Source organism: Streptomyces gamaensis, assembly GCF_042656465.1.
Lineage (GTDB): Bacteria > Actinomycetota > Actinomycetes > Streptomycetales > Streptomycetaceae > Streptomyces > Streptomyces gamaensis.
On record NZ_JBHSPB010000007.1, the window covers coordinates 170,946 to 191,402 of the forward strand.

The window sequence follows — 20,457 nt, forward strand, 5'->3', positions numbered from 1 at the left end:
CGAGGGGAGCGCGCCGGTGAGGTCCAGCGGGGCCTGGGAGGCGGCCCGCTTCAGCCGACGCGCTGTCCAAGTACGAGAATTCGGGTGCGCATGACCCCGACCCTCCACCCGCCGTACGGGGGGTGTCAAGCGGGTGGGACGGGCGTCTCATTATTTGAGCGCAATGGAGCATGGGCGAGGGAGCCCGCTCCGCCCCCGGTCACCGACCGGGAGGCCGACGGCAGACCCGCGGGCGCGGGCAGCGCGCCGACCGGCAGCGCGCCCACGCCGTCCACGGCGGACGCCGGCACGGGATAGCTGCCGCGGTCCAGGGCGAGCCGCAGCCGGTGCTCGTCGAGCGGTCCGGCGAAGGCGGTGCCCAGGCCGTGCGTGCAGCCCATCGCGCGCAGGGCCAGCACATGGCCGGCGACGTCGACGCCCTCGGCCACGGACTGCATGCCCAGGTCGGTGGCGATCCGCAGCAGCCCGGCGGTGATCTTGTGGAGCCGGGCGGACTCGACGACGCCGTCGACCAGCCCGCGGTCGAGCTTGAGGGTGTCGATGGGCAGCCGGCGCAGCGCGCTGATCGCGGCGTAGCCGCTGCCGAAGCCGTCGAGGGCGATGCGCACGCCGAGCCGGCGCAGCGCCGTCAGCCGTCGCTCCAGCTCGTCCATGGGGACGCGCGGGTCGCTGCCCGAGAGCTCCAGCACGAGCGCGCCGGAGGGCAGTCCGTGCCGCACCAGCAGCTCCTCCAGGTGCTTGGGGGGCAGGGAGCGGTCCAGCAGCCGGCTCGCGGAGAGCCGGACGTGGACCGGGACGGCGTGGCCCGCGCGGCGGCGGGCGGCGGCCTGCTCGACGGCCTTCTCCACGGTCCAGCGGCCGAGTTCGGCGGTGCGCGCGCACTCGTCGCCGCGGTCGCTCTCGGCCACGCGGAGGTACTCGGCGGGCGTGAAGAGGATGCCCTGGGCCGAGCGCCAGCGCGGCTGGGCGGCGACGGCGGTGATCCGGCCGGTCTGGAGGTCGACGATCGGCTGGTGCAGCAGCGCGAACTCGCCGTCGTGCAGGGCGGTGCGCAGCCGGCTGGCCAGCTCGGTGCGGCGCACCACGTCGGCCTGCATCTGCGGCGCGTACAGCTCGACGCGGCCCTTGCCGGCCTGCTTGGCGCGGTACATGGCGAGGTCGGCGTTGCGCATCAGCTCGCCGGGGGTGATGCCCGGTTCGGCGAAGGCGACGCCGATGCTGGCGGCGACGCGGACCTCCGTGCCTCCTTCCACGCGGTAGGGCTGGGAGAGGGTGAGCCGCAGCCGGTCGGCGATCTCCAGGATGCGCACCTCGCGGGCGGCGGGGTCGCGGGTGCCGTCGCCGAGGATGAGGGCCGCGAACTCGTCGCCGCCGAAGCGGGCGGTGGAGTCCCCGGCCCGGACCGAGTCCTGGAGCCGGCGGGCGGCCTGGACCAGCAGCTCGTCGCCGGCCTGGTGGCCGACGGTGTCGTTGACGGCCTTGAAGCCGTCGAGGTCGATGAAGAGCACGGCGGTGCCCGCGTCGGTCGCTCTGCGCCCGCTGAGGGCCTGCTGCACACGCTTGGTGAACAGGGCGCGGTTGGGCAGGTCAGTGAGCGGGTCGTGCTCGGCGGTGTGCTGCAACTGGGCCTGAAGGCGCACGCGTTCGGTGACGTCCCGGCTGTTGAAGATGAGGCCGCCGTGATGGCGGTTGACGGTCGACTCGACGTTGAGCCACTCGCCGCCGCCGGAGCGGAAGCGGCACTCGATGCGGGTGGTGGGCTCCTCGGCGGGCTGCGCGGCCAGGAAGCGGCGCACCTCGTGGACGACTCTGCCGAGGTCCTCCGGGTGGATCAGGGAGGCCAGTTCGGAGCCGACGAGGTCCTCGGCCTCCCGGCCGTAGACCCCGGCGGCGGCCGGGCTGACGTAGCGCAGGATCCCGGTGGGCGCGGCGATCATGATGACGTCGCTGGAGCCCTGCACCAGGGAGCGGAAGTGGTTCTCCTTCTGGGCCAGTTCCTGGGTGAGGGAGATGTTGTCGAGCAGCATGATGCCCTGGCGGACGACCAGGGCCAGCACGACCGTGCAGCCCGTGAAGAGGACCACGCGGTCCACGCGGTGGCCGTCGAGGACGTTGTAGAGGATGCCCAACGTGCACACGGCGGCGGCGAGATACGGGGTGAGCGCGGCCAGTGAGCCGGCGATGGGCCGGCTCGGGTGGTGCGCGGGGTGCGCGGCGCGGGGCGCGGCCACGGGCCCCTCCTCGCGGGCGACCCACGGCGCGTACGCCATGAGCATGTAGCCCGCGAACCAGCCCGCGTCGAGGATCTGCCCCGAGCGGTAGTGCGAGCGCAGCAGCGGCGAGGTGAACAGGGCGTCGCACAGCACCGTCAACGCCAGTGCGGCGATCGCGGTGTTGATCGCGGAGCGGTTGGTGGTCGAGCGCCGGAAGTGCAGCGCGAGCACCATGGACACCAGGGCGATGTCCAGCAGCGGATAGGCCAGCGACAGCGCGGCGTGCGCCACGGACTCGCCCTGGAAGTGCGCGGTGTGCGCGAGCGCCAGGCTCCAGGAGAGGGTGAGCAGCGAGCCGCCGGTGAGCCAGGCGTCGAGCGCGAGGCACACCCAGCCGGCGCGGGTGACGGGCCGCCGGGCGAGCACCAGCAGGCCGATGATCGCGGGCGGCGCGAACAGCAGGAAGCAGAAGTCGGCCGCCGACAGCGCCGGGACGTGCTGGTCGAGGACCACCTCGTACCAGCCCCAGACAACGTTGCCCAGGCCGGCCATGGCCGAGGAGGCGGCGAAGAGGAACCACGCGAGGCGGAAGCGGGTCCGGTGGGTGCGCCCGTACCAGAAGCAGGACAGCGCGGCCAGGACGGCGGCGCCGCCGAGCCCGAAGTCGCCCATGGTGGAGGCCAGCTCGCGCGAGCCCCAGCCGAAGGCGGCGCCCGTGGCGTAACCGCCGCAGACGAGGGCGAGCAGCAGCTGTGACGCGGGCCCCGAGCCGCCGGCCGCCGAGGACCGGCGGGGCAGGGCCGCTCCGGGGGCGCTCACCGCGCCGCCGTCCTGAGCCAGGAAACCCATGGGAGCCACAGGAGCACAGTCGCCACGCAACGAAGCCGTGGCCGTCGCATGAGCCGCGTCGGGTAGATCGTCCATTGGCCGTGCATCGCCCGTCGCCCCCCTTGAGTTCCGGTACTTCGCTGCGCCGTACGGTGCCCGGCGCAGCCCCCGGTCCGGACGATACACCAGACTCGTCACGCAGGGACATAGCTCATATACATAGCGTAACTAGCTACGGGATTATGGACACTGAGTGCAGTCGCACGGTACCTCTACGTGGCACCTAGGGGGCTGTGGCTACGACATTTTGCAGGGGCGCGTCCAGGACGAATCCGGCCAATCGGTCTCGCAACAGCCGCTGGGCGCGCGGCATGAACGCCGAGGAAGGTCCACCCACATGGGGGGTGACGAGTACCCCCGGCGCTTGCCACAACGGGTGCCCCGCGGGCAGCGGTTCGGGCTCGGTGACGTCCAGCGCGGCCCGCAGCCGACCGCTCTCCACCTCGGCGAGCAGGGCCTTGGTGTCCACCACCGCGCCGCGCGCGATGTTCACCAGGAGCGCGCCGTCCTTCATGCGCCCCAGGAACTCCGCGTTGACGAGCCCGCGGGTCTCGGCCGTCAGCGGCGTCGCCAGGATCACCACATCGGCCTCGGGCAGCAGCGCGGGCAGGGCGTTGATCGGTTGCACCGGACCGTGCGCGGCGTCACGGGCGGAGCGCGCGACGCGCGCCACCCGCGCGCATTCGAAGGGCACGAGCCGGTCCTCGATGGCCTCCCCGATCGACCCGTACCCCACGATCAGCACGGACTTGTCCGCCAGCGATTCGAGATACGCCGGACTCCACTCCCCCCGGTCCTGCGCCCGCACGAAGCCGGGGATGCCCCGCAGCGAGGACAGGGTCAGCGCGAGGGCCAGCTCGGCGGTGCTCGCGTCGTGCAGTCCGCGCGCGTTGCACAGCCGTGCCCCGGAGGGGAGTTGGGGCAGGGCGGACAGCAGATGGTCCACGCCGGCGGTCAGGGTCTGCACGACCTTCAGGTTCGGCATGTGCGGCAGCGGCCGCGCGCACACCTCGCCGCTCGCCATGTACGGCGGCACGTAGAACACGCAGTGCGCGGGATCGGCGGGGAACTCCTCCTCCCCGTTCCAGTACACGTACTCCAGTTCCTTCGGCAGGCCCTCGATCCGCTCGGGCCGGATGGGCAGCCAGGCTGCACGGTGATCTGCGCTCATGCCTGGAGGCTATGCGAAAAGACGTTCCCGGCAGAGGTTAGTTTGGGGGTGAGGAACGGGAGGGTGTACGAGCGGTGGAGCGCAGGACAATCGGTGCGGCGACGCTCGAAGTGGGTGCGATCGGCCTCGGGTGCATGCCCATGCACTGGGCGTACTCCGCCTCCCGGCGCAGCGGGGAGGGTTCGCTGCGCACCGTGCACGCGGCGCTGGACGCCGGGGTGAGCCTGCTGGACACCGCCGACATGTACGGGCCGTTCACCAACGAGCTGCTGGTGGGCCGCGTCCTGCGCGAGCGGCGCGCGGAGGCCTTCGTCGCCACCAAGTGCGGACTGCTCGCGGGCGAGCAGCACGTCGTCGCCAACGGCCGCCCCGGCTACGTCCGGCGCGCCTGCGACGCCTCGCTGCGGCGGCTGCAGACCGATGTCATCGACCTGTACCAGCTGCACCGCCCCGACCCCGAGGTGCCCGTCGAGGAGACCTGGGGGGCGATGGCCGAACTGGTCTCGGCGGGCAAGGTCCGGGCACTGGGCTGGTGCGCGCTCGGGCCGCGGGCCCGCAGCGGTACGGGCGCCTCGTCCCGCTCCGCGCGGCGCCCGGGTGCCGCGCCCGCGGACCCGTACGAGGCGGTGATCCGGCAACTGGAGCGCGTACAGCAGGTCTTCCCCGTCAGCGCGGTGCAGACGGAGCTGTCGGTGTGGTCGCCCGAGGCCCTCGACGCACTCGTGCCGTGGTGCGTCTCGCGCGGCGTGGGCGTGCTCGCGGCGATGCCCCTGGGCAACGGTTTCCTCAGCGGGACCCTCGTGCCCGGCCAGGGCTTCGAGCCGGACGACGTACGGGCCCGCCACCCCCGCTTCACCGCCGAGATGATGGCCGCGAACCAGCCGATCGTGGCCGGACTGCGCCGGGTCGCCCTGCGCCACGGCGCGACGCCCGCGCAGGTGGCCCTCGCGTGGGTCCTGGCGCGGGGCCGGCACGTCGTGCCGGTGCCGGGCACGAAGCAGGCGCGCTGGGCGGTGCAGAACGCGCGGGCCGCGCAACTGCGGCTGACCGGGGAGGACTTCGCGGAGATAGCGCGGCTGCCCCGGGCACGGCAGTCTTGGCACTGACCGTCCGCGAACCTTCCTGCCCGCGGCACCCGGACCGGGTGCCGCGGGCTCTGCGAGAGGAACGAACCGTGCCCCTCCCCCGCTCGCGCCCGCCGCTGTCCGTCACCGCGATCGCCGTCCTCGCCCTGGCGGGCTGTTCCGGGAGCGGGGGCCTGCCGGGCGCGGCCCCGGCACCGGGGCCGGCCTCCCCGTCGGGGGCCCCGGGCGCGCGGACGGCCCCGCCCTCCCCCGCGCCGGCCCACGGCTCGGCGAAGGTCGTACGGACGCTCACCGGCAAGCTCTCCTCGCCCTGGGGCGTGGCCACGCTGCCCGGCGGCGATCTGCTCGTGGGCTCCCGGGACACCGGGACGGTCGCCCGGATCGCGGCGAAGGACGGCGCGATCAGCGAGGTGGGGACGGTCCCGGGGGTGAGCGCGGGCGGCGAGGGCGGGCTGCTGGGGCTCGCGGTGTCCGCCGGCTTCGCCACCGACCACCTGCTGTACGCGTACTTCACCACCGACTCCGACAACCGCGTCGCCCGGCTGCGCTACGACCCGGACAGACCGGCCGGGCAGCGCCTCGGCGCCCCCGACACGATCCTGCGGGACATTCCGAAGGGGAAGGTCCACGACGGCGGCAGGCTCGCCTTCGGCCCGGACGGGATGCTGTACGCGGGCACGGGCGAGGCCGGCCGTCCCGAACTCGCCCAGGACAAGGGCTCCCTGGGCGGCAAGATCCTGCGCATGACCCCCGACGGCCGCCCCGCCCCCGGCAATCCGGACGCCTCGTCCGTCGTCTACTCCCTGGGCCACCGCAATGTGCAGGGCCTGGCCTGGGACGCGGGGCAGCGGCTGTGGGCGGCGGAGTTCGGGCAGGACACCTGGGACGAGCTCAACCTGATCCGGCCGGGCGGCAATTACGGCTGGCCCGCTGTGGAGGGCAGGGCGGGCAGACCGGGCTTCCTCGACCCCGTCGAGCAGTGGCGCCCCGCCGACGCCTCCCCCAGCGGCCTCGCCTTCGCCAAGGGTTCCCTGTGGCTGGCGGGCCTGCGCGGCGAGCGCCTGTGGCGCGTCCCGCTGAACGGGGACCGGCCGGCCGCCGCGCCGCAGGAGTTCCTCAAGGGCGAGTACGGGCGGCTGCGCACCGTGCTCGCGACGGACGACGGCGGGCTGTGGCTCACCACCAGCAATACCGACGGGCGCGGCCGGCCGGGCCCCGACGACGACCGGCTGCTGCGGCTCGACGTGTCCTGAGGAACCCGAGGAATGCGAGGACCCAAAAACGCGCTCCCGTTCCGTACGGCCGTCTGCCTATGCTGAAACGGCCAGGGGGACGGTGCCGCGACGGGAGTCGAGATGTTCAACGTGCTGGAGGAAGTGTTCGCGCCGGGCCGCAAGCACACCCACGAGGAGCGCAACCGGCTGGAGCTGTCCCGGGACGACACCGGCGACGCCGACCCCGGCCAGGGCCCGATCGACCTCGACTCGGGCCGGGTCGTCATACGGCCCCGGCAGGGCTGACCGGCCACGGGGGCTGGAGAGGCCGGAGGGGCCCTCGGGTCAGCGCAGGCCGTCCCAGCTGTGCGCCACGTCCACCACGATGTGGTTGTCGCTCTGGAAGACGCGGAACGGCAGCCTGGCCCGTACCCCCAGACCGACCTGGGTGTCGCCCTCGAAGCTGCCGGCGAAGCGCGCGTCGCGGAACGTGCGGTAGCCGGTGAGGTCCACTCCGGGCAGCGGTTTGCCGAGCTTGCCGGGGTAGCGCGTGCTGTTCGAGGCCACGTCGTGGCTGGGGGCCGCCACCCGGATCGCGAGGACCGCGCCCCCGCCGACGGGGACCACGTCCCCCGAACCGTCCTGGTGGACCTTGTCGACATAGCCCACCCGGTAGCCGATGGGGTGGCCCTCGGTGGTGTGGACGTCGAAGACGATACGGTCGAAGCACGCGTGCCGGTCGGTTCTGATGTCCGTCAGCGGGTGGTATTCGGTGTCGGTGCTGACCCGCTCCCGGCTGCCCCAGCCCACGGCCGCGCAGCTCGACCCGGCGGCGTCGGCGGCCGCGCTCGTCCCGGCGGTCGCGGTCAGGCCCCCGCCCGCGAGGACGAGGGCGGCCAGCGCCGTGACCGCCCTCCGGCCCGTCCGCCGCCCCGAGTGCCGGCTCGTGTGTCGCATGGTCGGTCGCATGTGCGTGCCCCCAGCCCTGGATTCGACGGGCGCGCGGTCCGGCCCGTTCGACCGGATCATGCCGGACCGGCGCCGCACATGGGGTATCTACCGGTTATTTCCGGCCAACTCCCGCTGTGTACGCGTTCGGTGCGCGGGTCCGTACACGACGGCGGCCGCCCCTCCGTGCGGAGGGGCGGCCGCGGCACAACCGGAAAACCGAGGGGTCAGCCCTCGACGCCCAGCTTCTGAAGGATCAGCTCGCGCACGCGGGCCGCGTCGGCCTGACCGCGCGTGGCCTTCATGACCGCGCCGACGAGCGCGCCCGCCGCCGCGACCTTGCCGCCGCGGATCTTGTCCGCGATGGCCGCGTTGGCGGCGATGGCCTCGTCCACGGCCGTGCCCAGCGCGCCCTCGTCGGAGACGACCTTCAGGCCGCGCGCCTCGACGACCTCGTCCGGGCCGCCCTCGCCCGCGAGAACGCCCTCGATGACCTGGCGGGCCAGCTTGTCGTTGAGGGAGCCCTCCGCGACCAGCGCGGCGATCCGCGCGACCTGCCCGGGGGTGATCGCCAGGGCGGACAGCTCGACGCCGTCCTCGTTGGCGCGGCGGGCGAGCTCGCCCATCCACCACTTGCGGGCGGCGGCCGCGTCCGCGCCCGCCTCGGTCGTGGCGACGATCAGGTCGACGGCGCCCGCGTTGAGGATCGACTGCATGTCGTGGGCGGAGACACCCCACTGCTCGCGCAGCCGGTTGCGGCGCACCCGCGGCAACTCCGGGAGGCCGGCCCGCAGTTCCTCGACCCACTCGCGGGAGGGGGCCACCGGCACCAGGTCCGGCTCGGGGAAGTAGCGGTAGTCCTCGGCCTCTTCCTTGATGCGGCCGGAGGTCGTGGAGCCGTCCTCCTCGTGGAAGTGCCGGGTCTCCTGCACGATCGTGCCGCCCGAGGAGAGCACGGCCGCGTGCCGCTGGATCTCGAAGCGCACGGCACGCTCGACCGAGCGCAGCGAGTTGACGTTCTTCGTCTCGCTGCGGGTGCCGAACTTCTCGGTGCCGTTGGGGCGCAGCGACAGGTTGACGTCGCAGCGCATCTGGCCCATCTCCATACGGGCCTCGGAGACACCGAGCGCCTTGATGAGCTCGCGCAGCTCGGCCACATAGGCCTTGGCGACCTCGGGGGCGCGCTCGCCGGCCCCGGTGATCGGCTTGGTGACGATCTCGATGAGCGGGATGCCGGCCCGGTTGTAGTCGAGCAGCGAGTGCGAGGCGCCGTGGATACGGCCGGTGGCACCGCCCACGTGCGTGGACTTGCCGGTGTCCTCCTCCATGTGGGCGCGCTCGATCTCCACGCGGAAGACCTCGCCGTCCTCCAGCTGGACGTCCAGGTAGCCGTTGAAGGCGATGGGCTCGTCGTACTGGGAGGTCTGGAAGTTCTTCGGCATGTCCGGATAGAAGTAGTTCTTCCGGGCGAAGCGGCACCACTCGGCGATCTCGCAGTGCAGCGCGAGGCCGATCTTGATGGCGGACTCGACGCCGGTCGCGTTGACGACCGGCAGCGAGCCCGGCAGGCCGAGGCAGGTGGGGCAGGTCTGCGCGTTGGGCTCGGCGCCCAGCTCGGTGGAGCAGCCGCAGAACATCTTGGTCTTGGTGCCCAGCTCGACGTGGACCTCAAGGCCCATGACGGGATCGTAGGACGCCAACGCGTCCTCGTACGGCACCAGTTCGGTGACGGTCACGGAAAACTTACCTCTCAGTCCGCGAGGACGTCGTCGCTGTTCATACGGCGCAGCTCGCGCACGAGCAGAGCGACGCCGGTGACGATGGCGGCGGCGGAGACGACCGCGTCGACGAGCTGGAGCGTGTCGTGCTCGCCGCGGGCCTTCTTCGCCTGCTTGATGACACTGATCGCGCCGAACGCGGTGGTGCCGATCGACAGGTACGTGCCCGGCTTGGACTTCTTGAAGCCCTTGGCCTTCTTCAGCGCACTGCCCTTGTCCTTGCTCACAGCAGCATTGCTCACAGCGACGGTGCCTCCTCCAGCAGCGGGTGTCCCCAACGGGCGGTGAACGCGGCCTCGACGGCGGCACCCACCTTGTAGAGCCGGTCGTCCTGCATCGCGGGCGCGATGATCTGCAGGCCCACGGGCAGCCCGTCCTCGGGCGCCAGGCCGCAGGGCAGCGACATCGCGGCGTTGCCCGCCAGGTTGACCGGGATGGTGCACAGGTCCGCGAGGTACATCGCCATCGGGTCGTCGGCGCGCTCGCCGATCGGGAAGGCGGTGGTCGGCGTCGTCGGCGAGACGATCACGTCGACCTGCTCGAAGGACCGCTCGAAGTCCCGGGTGATCAGGGTGCGGACCTTCTGCGCGGAGCCGTAGTACGCGTCGTAGTAGCCGGAGCTCAGGGCGTACGTACCGAGCATGACGCGGCGCTTGACCTCGGGGCCGAAGCCGGCCTCGCGGGTGAGCGCGGTGACGTCCTCGGCGGAGCGGCTGCCGTCGTCGCCGGTGCGCAGGCCGTAACGCAGGCCGTCGAAGCGGGCCAGGTTCGAGGAGCACTCGGACGGGGCGATGAGGTAGTAGGCGGCGAGCGCGAGGTCGAAGGACGGGCAGTCCAGCTCGACGATCTCCGCGCCCAGCTCCCGCAGCAGCTCGACGGACTCGTCGAAGCGCTGCAGCACACCGGCCTGGTAGCCCTCGCCGCGGAACTGCTTGACGACACCGACGCGCAGGCCGCGCACATCGCCGTTCCGCGCGGCCTCGACGACCGGGGGCACCGGGGCGTCGACGGAGGTCGAGTCCAGCGGGTCGTGGCCGGCGATCACCTCGTGCAGCAGGGCCGCGTCCAGGACCGTACGGGCGCAGGGGCCGCCCTGGTCGAGGGAGGAGGAGAAGGCCACCATGCCGTAGCGGGAGACCCCGCCGTAGGTGGGCTTGACGCCGACGGTGCCGGTGACGGCGGCGGGCTGGCGGATCGAGCCGCCGGTGTCCGTGCCGATCGCGAGGGGGGCCTCGAAGGCGGCGAGCGCGGCGGCGGAACCGCCGCCGGAACCGCCGGGGATCCTCGTGAGGTCCCAGGGGTTGCCGGTCGGGCCGTAGGCGCTGTTCTCCGTCGACGACCCCATGGCGAACTCGTCCATGTTGGTCTTGCCGAGGATGACGACGTCGGCTTCCTTGAGCCTGCGGGTCAGCGTCGCGTCGTACGGCGGCAGCCAGCCCTCAAGGATCTTGGAGCCCACGGTGGTGGGGACGCCCTGCGTGGTGAAGATGTCCTTCAGGGCGAGCGGCACACCGGCCAGCGGGCCGAGCTTCTCGCCGCGCTCCCGCTTGGCGTCGACGGCGCGGGCCTGCGCGAGGGCGCCCTCGCGGTCGATGTGCAGGAAGGCGTGCACCTTCTCGTCCACGGCCTCGATACGGGCCAGGTGGGCCTCGGTCACCGCGACGGCGGTGAGCTCGCCGGAGGCGATCTTCGCGGCGGTCTCGGCCGCCGTGAGCTTGACGATCTTTTCGTTGGCCGTCACGGGATCAGTCCTCCCCCAGGATCTGCGGCACCTTGAAACGCTGCTGCTCCTGGGCGGGGGCGCCGGACAGCGCCTGCTCGGGGCTCAGCGACGGACGGACCTCGTCCGCGCGCATGACATTGGTCAGCGGCAGCGGGTGGGAGGTCGGCGGGACGTCTTGGCCGGCGACCTCGGAGACGCGGGCGACCGCGCCGATGATGTCGTCGAGCTGGGTGGCGAAGTGGTCGAGCTCGTCGTCCTGCAGCTCAAGACGTGCCAGCCGGGCGAGGTGTGCGACCTCCTCGCGCGTGATGCCAGGCATGCGGCGATCCTCAGGGTGAGTACGTGGGTCTTCGAGGTTTCTCGATGATTTCGCGCCCAATCCTATGGCGCCGCACCGACTGCCCGCGAAACGGTTTCGCTCGGCGCTGGGCCAGCACGCGTTTCCGGGGCCCCGGGCCCGTACGGACACGCGCCAAATCAAGCCCGTCCGGCGTTTGAGGACGAGCGGCGCAGCCGCGATCGGGGGTCTGGGGGCGCAGCCCCCTGGCAGGGCCCGGAGGCGCAGCCCCTGGGATACCCGGCGCCCCACCGGCTAGGTGACGGGCTGGTCCGCTTCCGCCTCCTCCGCCGCCAGGCGGCCCCGTACGCCGGCGCCCTCCTGGCGCAGCCGGAGCCAGGCCGTGGTCTCGTCGGGCGGCATCGCGGCGGCGACGAGCCAGCCCTGGACGGCGTCGCAGCCCAGGTCGCGCAGCCGCTCCCAGGTCTCGTCGTCCTCGACGCCCTCGGCGACCACCAGCAGCCCCAGGGAGTGCGCGAGGTCCAGGGTGCAGCGCACGATCTCGGCGTCCTCGTTGTCGATCGCGAGCCGGGCCACGAAGGAGCGGTCGATCTTCAGCTCGCTGACCGGCAGCCGCCGCAGGTGCACGAGCGAGGAGTAGCCGGTGCCGAAGTCGTCGAGGGACATCTTCACGCCGTGCCCGGTGAGTCCGGCGAGGGTGTCGGCGGCGCGCTGCGGGTCCTCCAGCAGGACGTGCTCGGTGATCTCCAGCTGGAGCGCCCCGGCGGGCACGCCGTGCCGGGCGAGGCGGGCGGCGACCGAGCCGGCGAAGCCGGGGGTGTGCACGTCGCGCGGGGAGACATTGACGGCGACGGGCACCTGGAGGCCCATCGCCCACCACTTGGCGACCTGCCCGAGGGCGGTCTCCAGGACGTACTCGGTGAGCCGGGGCATCAGCCCCGAGGACTCGGCGATGGCGATGAACTCGTCCGGGGAGACTCTGCCGCGCTCGGGGTGCACCCAGCGCACCAGCGCCTCCAGCCCCTCGACATGGCCGTCGAAGCCGACCTTGGGCTGGTAGTGGAGCTCGACGTCGCCCGCGTCCAGGGCGCGCCGCAGATCTCCCAGCAGGCCCAGCCGGTCGGGGGTGTTGCCGTCGCGGCGGGCCTCGTAGACCTCGACGCCGCTGCGGTCGCGCTTGGCCTGGTACATCGCGACGTCGGCGCGGCGCAGCAGGCCCTCGGCGTCCAGGGCGTGATCGGGGTAGACGGCGACGCCGGCGCTGGCCTCCAGCACGAGGGTGAGGCCGTCGAGGTCGAGGGGGGAGCCGAGGGCGGAGACGAGGGAACGCGCCACGCGCTGGGCCCCGGTGAGGGAGTCGGTGACGGGCAGCAGGACCGCGAACTCGTCGCCGCCGAGCCGCGCGGCCTCCGCCTCGTGCGGCAGGGCGAGGCGCAGCCGCTCGGCTATCTGCAGCAGCAGCCGGTCCCCGGCGAGATGCCCGAGGGTGTCGTTGACGGACCGGAAGCGGTCCAGGTCTATCAGCACCAGGGCGGAGCGGGAGCCGGCCCGCTCGGACTCGTCGAGGGCGGCCCAGGTGCGCTCCAGCAGCCACTGGCGGTTGGGGAGCCCGGTGAGCGGGTCGCGCAGTTGCTCCTCGGCGCGGGCGCGGGCGATCCACAGGGTGGAGTCGAGGGCGACGAGGGGGACGGCGAACAGGGGCAGCAGCAGTGGCGCGTGGTCGGCGACGACGGCGATGAGGGGGGCGATGCCGAGCAGGGCCCCGCCGACGAGTGCCTGCCGGACGAGCGCGGTGCGGGCGATGCTGGTGAGCGCCGTGCGCGGCGCCATCGAATACCACAACAGGGCGCGGGTGACGGCGAGATAGCAGAAGGCGGCGAGCGCGATCGGCGGGGCCGCGGCGGGCGTCCAGGCGTCGGGCAGCCAGGGGCTCTCGACGCTCGGTGTGATGCCGCACAGGGCGAGGCCGAGGCCGCCGGCGGCGATGCCGAGGACGTCGACGGCGCCGTGCAGTAATGCCTGCCGCCACCGGTGGCGGCGGGCGGCGGCCACCAGCAGCACGACGGCGATGCTGATCAGCGAGGCCGGGAGCCAGCCGTAGAGCAGCAGCACGGCGAGGGTGAGGGCGGCTCCGGAGCCGGTGCCGCCCCACCAGCGGTCCCGGCCCAGGGCCACGAGGTGGGCGACGATCACGGCGGTGAGGGCGGCCAGGGCCCAGCCGGCCGCGTGCCCGGGGAAGACGGCCCGGCCCGCGCCGACGGCCCGGCAGATCCCGCCGCCCAGCGCGAAGGCGGCGACGCTCACACAGAGCGTCGGCAGCGCGGGCGGGGGAACCCGGTGCAGACGGGATGCCGGGTCGGCGCTGTCGGTGGGTTTCATGCCCGTCCCTCTCACAGCCGGCGGTGCCAGCGCCACGGCAGGCGCACATCTCAACAGTAGGCCGCAGAAGGCTACGGCGGGCAGCGATCGGCAGCGGTTGCCCGATCGGGATGCGGCCTGAAGTAGCCGTCCGGCAAGCGATGTAGAGGTAATGCCCACTGCCTGTGCGGGCATTACTCCACGGGGGTGGCGATCCGGATCCGGGCGGCGGGCCGGCCGCTCACCCGGCCTCGTCCGCCGGAACGGCCAATTCCCGTGCCGCGTCGGGGCCTTGGTCCAGCAGCACGGCGAAGCCGTCCTCGCGCAGGACCGGGACCTTCAGCTGCATGGCCTTGTCGTACTTGGAGCCGGGGTTGTCGCCGACGACGACGAAGTCCGTCTTCTTCGACACCGAGCCGGTGACCTTGGCGCCGCGGCTCTGCAGCGCCTCCTTGGCGGCGTCGCGGGTGTGGCCGGCGAGCGTGCCGGTGACGACGACGGTCAGGCCCTCCAGGGGGCGCGGGCCCTCGTCCTCGCCGGTCGCCTCCTCCTCCATGCGCACGCCCGCGGCCCGCCACTTCTCGACGATCTCGCGGTGCCAGTCCTCGGCGAACCACTGCTTGACGGAGGCGGCGATGATGCCGCCGACGCCCTCGACGGCGGCCAGCTCCTCCTCGCTGGCCGCGGCGATCCGTTCCAGCGAGCGGAACTCGCGGGCCAGGGCGACGGCCGCGACGGGCCCGACGTGCCGGATGGACAGGCCGGTGAGGATGCGGGCGAGGGGGCGCTGCCGGGCTGCCTTGATGTTCTCCAGCATCGCGAGGGCGTTCTTCTTCGGTTCGCCCTTCTGGTTGGCGAAGAAGGTGACGACCTTCTCCTTGCCGGTCTTCGGGTCGTGCTTGGGCAGTCCGGTGTCCGGGTCGAGGACGTAGGACTTGATGGGCAGCAGCTCCTCGATGGTGAGGTCGAACAGGTCGCCCTCGTCCTTCAGGGGCGGGGCGGCCGGCTCCAGCGGCTGGGTGAGGGCGGTGGCCGCGACGTAGCCGAAGTGCTCGATGTCGAGGCACTTGCGGCCGGCGAGGTAGTACAGGCGCTCGCGGATCTGGGCGGGGCAGCCGCGGGCGTTGGGGCAGCGCAGGTCGATGTCGCCCTCCTTCATCGGCTGCAGGGCGCTGCCGCACTCGGGGCACTGCGCGGGCATGACGAACTCGCGCTCGCTGCCGTCGCGCAGGTCGGCGACGGGGCCGAGGATCTCGGGGATGACGTCGCCGGCCTTGCGCAGTACGACGGTGTCGCCGATCAGGACGCCCTTGGCCTTGACGACGTCCTGGTTGTGCAGGGTGGCGAACTCGACCTCGGAGCCGGCGACGGTGACCGGCTCGACCACCGCGTAGGGGGTGACGCGGCCGGTGCGGCCGACGCCGACGCGGATGTCGACGAGCTTGGTGTTGACCTCCTCCGGCGGGTACTTCCAGGCGATCGCCCAGCGCGGGGCGCGCGAGGTGGAGCCGAGGCGCCCCTGCAGCGGGATCTCGTCGAGCTTGACGACGACGCCGTCGATCTCGTGCTCCATGGAGTGCCGGACGTCCGCGTCGCCGTAGTGGGCGATGTAGGCGCGCACGCCCTCCAGGGAGTCGACCACCCGGGCGTGCGCGGCGGTGGGCAGGCCCCACTCGCGCAGCAGCTCGTAGGCGTGCGACTGGCAGTCGATGTCGAAGCCGTCGCGGGCGCCGATGCCGTGGACGACCATGTGCAGCGGGCGGGTGGCGGTGACCCGGGGGTCCTTCTGGCGCAGGGAACCGGCGGCCGCGTTGCGCGGGTTGGCGAAGGGCTTCTCGCCGGCTTCCACGAGCCGGGCGTTGAGCTCCTCGAACTTCTCCATGGGGAAGAAGACCTCGCCGCGGATCTCCACGAGGTCCGGGACGCGGTCGCCCTGGATGCGGTCGGGGATCTCCTTGATGGTGCGGACGTTGAGGGTGATGTCCTCGCCGGTGCGGCCGTCGCCGCGGGTGGCGGCGCGGGTGAGCCGCCCGTGCTCGTAGGTGAGGTTGACGGCGAGGCCGTCGATCTTCAGCTCGCACAGGAAGTGGTAGGCAGTGCCCTCGCCGACCTCCTTGGCGACCCGGTCGGCCCAGGCGGCGAGCTCCTCGTCGTCGAAGGCGTTGTCGAGGGAGAGCATGCGCTCGCGGTGCTCGACGGAGCTAAACGTCAAGAATGCTTCGGCGTAGGAGCCGGCGACCTTCTGGGTCGGCGAGTCGGGGGTGCGCAGCTGGGGGTACTGCTCCTCCAGCTGCTCCAGGGAGCGCAGCAGCTTGTCGAACTCGGCGTCGCTGACGACCGGCTGGTTCTTGACGTAGTACCGGAAGCGGTGCTCCTCGATCTGCTCCGCGAGGCGCGCGTGGCGCTCGCGTGCTTCGGCGGGCGCCGTGGGGCCGCCCGCAAGCCGTTCGCCGTGCTGTCCGCCGGTCACCGTCTCGTCCTCCCTCGGCCCGTGGGCACCACGGGCTTCATTACTCAGGGTTGTCCGCGAGAGATCTCGCTGCCCGGGCGCAGTGCGCGAGAGCCGTACGGGCATAGGCGGGCGAAGCGCCCGCGAGCCCGCACGACGGGGTGACCACGACGGACTCCGCGAGAGTCCCCGGTGCCAGCCCCAGCCTGCGCCACAGCGTCCTGACACCCATGACGCTACCGGCAGGGTCGGACAACGGGGCGGTGGCCGTGTGCTGAGCGGGCACGGCGCCCGCGAAGAGGGTGAGGCCGGCCTCCACGGCCTCCCCGACCGCCTCGTCCTCACGCTCGGTGAGCAGTGAGAAGTCGAAGGAGACTCCGGCGACGCCCGCGCGGCGCAGCAGCGCGAAGGGCACGCCGGGGGCGCAGGAGTGCACCACGGGCGCCGAGCCGGTCGTCTCCCGGGCCACGGCGGCCAGTTCGCGCAGGGCGCCCTCGACGACGGCGCGGTCCACAGCCCGGTGGGTGCGGTAGCCGCTGGCCGTACGGACCCGCCCGGTCAGTACCGCCGGCAGCGAGGGCTCGTCGAGCTGGAGCAGCAGACGGGCACCGGGCACCCGCCGGCGGACCTCGGCCAGGTGCGCGCGCAGCCCCTCGGCGAGCGAGGCGGCGAGGTCCCGGCAGGCACCCGGATCGCTCACGGCCGCCTCGCCGCCGCGCAGTTCGAGCGCGGCGGCGAGGGTCCACGGGCCGACGGCGGAGACCTTCAGCGCGCCCTCATGCCCTTGCGTGAACTCCTCCAGCGCGTCGAGGTCCTCCCCGAGCCAGGAGCGGGCCCGCCGGGTGTCGCGGCCGGGCCGGTCGCTGAAGCGCCAGCCGCTGGGCTCGACGTGCGCGTACAGGTCGACCAGCATCCCGGCGGTCCGGCCGATCATGTCGGCGCCGGGGCCGCGCGCGGGCAGTTCGGGCAGGAACGGCAGGGACTCCAGCGAGCCGGTGACGGTCTTCGCGGCCTCGCGGGCGTCGCCGCCCGGCATCGATCCGACGCCGGTGGCGACGCCTGCTCCCAGGTTCAGCTGACTCTTCTCGCTCACGCGGGAAGCCTACGCGGACGCGCGGCCCCCTTCATCCGCCTCCACCCGCCTCGACCTGCGGCTTCGGTCCGCTCAGCGGCCGGGCCGCACCGTCAGGTCGTTGATCTCCGCGTCCCGCGGCAGATCCAGCGCGCACAGCACCGTCGTGGCCACCGACTCCGGATCGATCCACTGCCCCGCGTCGTACTCCCTGCCCTCCTGCTGGTGCACCTTGACCTGCATCGGGGTGGCCGTGCGGCCCGGGTAGACGCTGGTGACGCGCACGCCGTTCGCGTGCTCCTCGGCCCGCAGGGAGTCCGCGAGGGCCTTCAGACCGTGCTTGCTCGCCGCGTACGCGGCCCAGGTGGCATGGGCGTTGAGGCCCGCCCCGGAGTTGACGAAGACGACGTGCCCGTTGGCGACGCGCAGCTGGGGCAGGAACAGCCGGGTCAGCTCGGCCGGGGAGACCAGGTTCGCGGCGAGGGTGGCGTTCCAGGTGCGCGTGGTCAGCTCGCCCACCGTGCCGAGGTCGACGACGCCGGCGATGTGCAGCAGGGAGTCGACGCGCTCGGGCAGCTGCTGGTGGTCGAGCGCCCAGGAGAGCCGGTCGGGAACGGCGAGGTCGGCGACGAGGGTGTGCGCGCCGGGAAAGCGGTCGGCGAGCTCCTTGGCCCGTCCGGCGTTCCGGGCGAACAGATACAGTTCGTCGCCCCGTGCGAGAAGCCGGCCGGCCACGGCCGCGCCGATGCCCGAACCGGCTCCGGTGATCAGGTGTGTTGCCATGGGGCCAGCTTGCCCGATACCCGGCGACTTTACCGACTTTACTTGTCCTACGGGCGAACGGCCGCTGCCGTACGCTCCGTTGTCGCGATCGTCGCGGACCCCACCACGCGCGTCCCGTCGTACAGCACGATGGCCTGCCCCGGAGCGACGCCGCGCACCGGCTCGGTGAAGGTCACCTTCAGCTCGTCGCCGACGGGTTCGGCGGTGACCTCGGTCTCGCCGCCGTGGGCGCGCAGCTGGGCGGTGTAGGTGCCGGGGCCCTGGGGGGCGGCGCCGCACCAGCGGGGGCGGATGGCGGTCAGGGACGACACGTCGAGGGCGGCGGCCGGGCCGACCGTGACCGTGTTGTCCACGGGCGAGATGTCGAGGACGTAGCGGGGCTTGCCGTCGGGGGCCGGGCGGCCCAGGCGCAGGCCCTTGCGCTGGCCGATGGTGAAGCCGTAGGCGCCCTCGTGGGTGCCGACCTTGTTGCCGTCCTCGTCGACGATGTCGCCCTCGGCCCTGCCCAGGCGGCGGGAGAGGAAGCCCTGGGTGTCGCCGTCGGCGATGAAGCAGATGTCGTGGCTGTCGGGCTTCTTCGCGACGGCGAGACCGCGCCGCTCGGCCTCCGCGCGGATCTCCTCCTTGGTGGTGACCGTGTCACCGAGGGGGAACATCGCGTGGGCGAGCTGGCGGTCGTCCAGGACGCCGAGGACGTAGGACTGGTCCTTGGCCATGTCGGAGGCGCGGTGCAGCTCGCGGCTGCCGTCCTCGTTCACGACGACCGTGGCGTAGTGGCCCGTGCACACCGCGTCGAAGCCGAGCGCGAGGGCCTTGTCGAGCAGCGCCGCGAACTTGATCTTCTCGTTGCAGCGCAGGCAGGGGTTGGGGGTGCGGCCCGCCTCGTACTCGGCTATGAAGTCCTCGACGACGTCCTCGCGGAAACGTTCGGCCAGATCCCAGCAGTAGAAGGGGATGCCGATGACGTCGGCGGCGCGGCGGGCGTCGCGGGAGTCCTCGATGGTGCAGCAGCCGCGGGCGCCCGTACGGAAGGACTGGGGGTTCGCGGAGAGGGCGAGGTGGACTCCGGTCACGTCGTGCCCGGCCTCCGCGGCTCGGGCCGCGGCCACGGCGGAGTCCACACCGCCCGACATGGCGGCGAGGACGCGAAGGCGACGGCCGTCGCGGGGGCCGGAGGGTGCGCCAGGGAAGTCAGTCATAACCCGTCCAGGGTAAGTCAGGACAGTCCCGCGCTCCTGGCCCGCTCCACCACCGGGCCGATGGCCCCGGTCACGGCCTCGACGTCCGCCCGTGTCGAGGTGTGCCCCAGGGAGAACCGCAGCGTGCCCCGCGCGAGGTCCGCGTCGGTGCCCGTCGCGAGGACGACGTGGCTGGGCTGGGCGACGCCGGCCGTGCACGCCGAGCCCGTCGAGCACTCGATGCCCTGGGCGTCCAGGAGCAGCAGCAGGGAGTCGCCCTCGCAGCCGGGGAAGGCGAAGTGGGCGTTGGCGGGGAGCCGGCCCGCCGGGTCGGGGTCGCCGCCGAGGACGGCGTCGGGGACGGCGGCCCGTACGCCCAGGACGAGCTCGTCGCGCAGGGCGCCGATCTCGCGGGCGAAGTCCGCGCGCCGCTCGGCCGCGAGGGTGCCGGCGACGGCGAAGGCGGTGATGGCGGGCACGTCCAGGGTGCCGGAGCGCACGTGCCGCTCCTGGCCTCCGCCGTGCAGCAGGGGTACGGGCGTGTACTGCCGGCCCAGGAGCAGCGCGCCGATCCCGTAGGGGCCGCCGACCTTGTGGCCGGAGACGGTCATCGCGGCGAGCCCGGAGGCGGCGAAGTCGACGTCGAGCTGGCCGAAGGCCTGGACCGCGTCGGCGTGCAGGGGTATGCCGAACTCGGCGGCGGCGTCGGCGAGTTCGCGGACCGGCATGACGGTGCCGATCTCGTTGTTGGCCCACATGACCGTGGCGAGGGCGACGTCGCCGGGGTCGCGGGCGATGGCCTCGCGCAGCGCCTCGGGGTGCACGCGCCCGTGGGCGTCGACGGGCAGGTACTCCACCGTCGCGCCCTCGTGCGTGGCGAGCCAGTCGACGGCGTCGAGCACGGCGTGGTGCTCGACGGGGCTGGCGAGGACGCGGGTGCGGCGCGGGTCGGCGGCGCGGCGGGCCCAGAACAGGCCCTTGACGGCGAGGTTGTCGGCTTCGGTGCCGCCCGCCGTCCAGACGAGCTCGCTGGGCCGGGCGCCGAGCGCGGCCGCGAGGGCCTCGCGGGCCTCCTCGACGGTGCGGCGGGCACGCCGTCCGGCGGCGTGCAGGGAGGAGGCGTTCCCGGTGACGGCGAGCTGGGCGGTCATCGCCCGCACCGCCTCCGGCAGCATCGGGGTGGTGGCGGCGTGGTCGAGGTAGGCCATGGTGGGACCGATTCTACGAGTTGCCCCGCGCCCGGTGTCCGCCCCGTGGCCGCTGCTGGTGCGGGAACGGCGGGCGGGCCCTACGGTCGGG

The 20,457-nt window shown here is 73.2% G+C and carries 16 protein-coding genes; 3 read left to right on the forward strand and 13 right to left on the reverse strand.

Annotated elements, in window-relative coordinates; genetic code table 11:
• Positions 1-125 precede the first annotated feature (125 nt).
• Both ACFP1Z_RS13735 and ACFP1Z_RS13740 read right to left on the reverse strand, forming a co-directional pair.
• Positions 126-3,062 (reverse strand): putative bifunctional diguanylate cyclase/phosphodiesterase, encoded by a 2,937-nt coding sequence (locus ACFP1Z_RS13735; RefSeq protein WP_390316455.1) that lies wholly within the window; start codon positions 3,060-3,062, stop codon positions 126-128.
• Positions 3,063-3,324: 262 nt separating this feature from the next.
• Positions 3,325-4,272 (reverse strand): 2-hydroxyacid dehydrogenase, encoded by a 948-nt coding sequence (locus tag ACFP1Z_RS13740; RefSeq protein WP_390316456.1) that lies wholly within the window; start codon positions 4,270-4,272, stop codon positions 3,325-3,327.
• Positions 4,273-4,346: 74 nt separating this feature from the next.
• Here ACFP1Z_RS13740 and ACFP1Z_RS13745 point away from each other — a divergent pair, with 74 nt between their 5' ends.
• From ACFP1Z_RS13745 to ACFP1Z_RS13755, 3 genes are all read left to right on the forward strand, one after another.
• On the forward strand, positions 4,347-5,378 hold the full coding sequence (locus tag ACFP1Z_RS13745; RefSeq protein WP_390316457.1) for an aldo/keto reductase: 1,032 nt from the start codon (positions 4,347-4,349) through the stop codon (positions 5,376-5,378).
• 68 nt (positions 5,379-5,446) lie between these two features.
• On the forward strand, positions 5,447-6,610 hold the full coding sequence (locus ACFP1Z_RS13750) for a PQQ-dependent sugar dehydrogenase (RefSeq protein WP_390316459.1): 1,164 nt from the start codon (positions 5,447-5,449) through the stop codon (positions 6,608-6,610).
• A gap of 102 nt (positions 6,611-6,712) precedes the next feature.
• Positions 6,713-6,877 carry a DUF6191 domain-containing protein gene (locus ACFP1Z_RS13755; protein WP_390316460.1) on the forward strand — a complete coding sequence of 55 codons (165 nt, stop codon included), beginning with the start codon at positions 6,713-6,715 and terminating at the stop codon, positions 6,875-6,877.
• 39 nt (positions 6,878-6,916) lie between these two features.
• Here ACFP1Z_RS13755 and ACFP1Z_RS13760 read toward each other — a convergent pair whose 3' ends face one another.
• The 11 genes from ACFP1Z_RS13760 to ACFP1Z_RS13810 form a co-directional block, all read right to left on the reverse strand.
• On the reverse strand, positions 6,917-7,528 hold the full coding sequence (locus tag ACFP1Z_RS13760; protein ID WP_390316461.1) for an AMIN-like domain-containing (lipo)protein: 612 nt from the start codon (positions 7,526-7,528) through the stop codon (positions 6,917-6,919).
• 218 nt (positions 7,529-7,746) lie between these two features.
• Positions 7,747-9,255: an Asp-tRNA(Asn)/Glu-tRNA(Gln) amidotransferase subunit GatB gene (gene gatB / locus ACFP1Z_RS13765; RefSeq protein WP_390316462.1), complete on the reverse strand. Its 1,509-nt coding sequence runs from the start codon at positions 9,253-9,255 to the stop codon at positions 7,747-7,749.
• A gap of 14 nt (positions 9,256-9,269) precedes the next feature.
• The gene (locus ACFP1Z_RS13770; RefSeq protein ID WP_390316463.1) at positions 9,270-9,539 is read right to left on the reverse strand and encodes a hypothetical protein; all 270 of its coding nucleotides are present in this window, start codon (positions 9,537-9,539) and stop codon (positions 9,270-9,272) included.
• Complete coding sequence (gene gatA / locus ACFP1Z_RS13775) at positions 9,536-11,038, reverse strand: Asp-tRNA(Asn)/Glu-tRNA(Gln) amidotransferase subunit GatA (RefSeq protein ID WP_390316464.1); 1,503 nt, start codon at positions 11,036-11,038, stop codon at positions 9,536-9,538. Before gatA ends, ACFP1Z_RS13770 begins: the two co-directional genes overlap by 4 nt.
• Positions 11,039-11,042: 4 nt before the next feature.
• Complete coding sequence (gene gatC, locus ACFP1Z_RS13780; protein WP_390316465.1) at positions 11,043-11,339, reverse strand: Asp-tRNA(Asn)/Glu-tRNA(Gln) amidotransferase subunit GatC; 297 nt, start codon at positions 11,337-11,339, stop codon at positions 11,043-11,045.
• Positions 11,340-11,612: 273 nt separating this feature from the next.
• Positions 11,613-13,697: a putative bifunctional diguanylate cyclase/phosphodiesterase gene (locus ACFP1Z_RS13785; RefSeq protein ID WP_390316467.1), complete on the reverse strand. Its 2,085-nt coding sequence runs from the start codon at positions 13,695-13,697 to the stop codon at positions 11,613-11,615.
• A 220-nt stretch (positions 13,698-13,917) separates the two neighbouring features.
• A complete protein-coding gene (ligA, locus tag ACFP1Z_RS13790; protein ID WP_390316468.1) occupies positions 13,918-16,251 on the reverse strand; it encodes an NAD-dependent DNA ligase LigA in 2,334 nt (777 codons plus the stop codon).
• The gene (locus ACFP1Z_RS13795) at positions 16,187-17,218 is read right to left on the reverse strand and encodes a methionine synthase (RefSeq protein WP_390316469.1); all 1,032 of its coding nucleotides are present in this window, start codon (positions 17,216-17,218) and stop codon (positions 16,187-16,189) included. Before ACFP1Z_RS13795 ends, ligA begins: the two co-directional genes overlap by 65 nt.
• 72 nt (positions 17,219-17,290) lie before the next feature.
• Positions 17,291-17,980, reverse strand: a complete 690-nt coding sequence (locus ACFP1Z_RS13800; RefSeq protein ID WP_390316470.1) for an SDR family oxidoreductase — start codon at positions 17,978-17,980, stop codon at positions 17,291-17,293.
• A gap of 47 nt (positions 17,981-18,027) precedes the next feature.
• Positions 18,028-19,179: a tRNA 2-thiouridine(34) synthase MnmA gene (mnmA, locus tag ACFP1Z_RS13805; protein ID WP_390316471.1), complete on the reverse strand. Its 1,152-nt coding sequence runs from the start codon at positions 19,177-19,179 to the stop codon at positions 18,028-18,030.
• Between the two features lie 17 nt (positions 19,180-19,196).
• Complete coding sequence (locus ACFP1Z_RS13810; RefSeq protein ID WP_390316473.1) at positions 19,197-20,366, reverse strand: cysteine desulfurase family protein; 1,170 nt, start codon at positions 20,364-20,366, stop codon at positions 19,197-19,199.
• Positions 20,367-20,457: the final 91 nt, after the last annotated feature.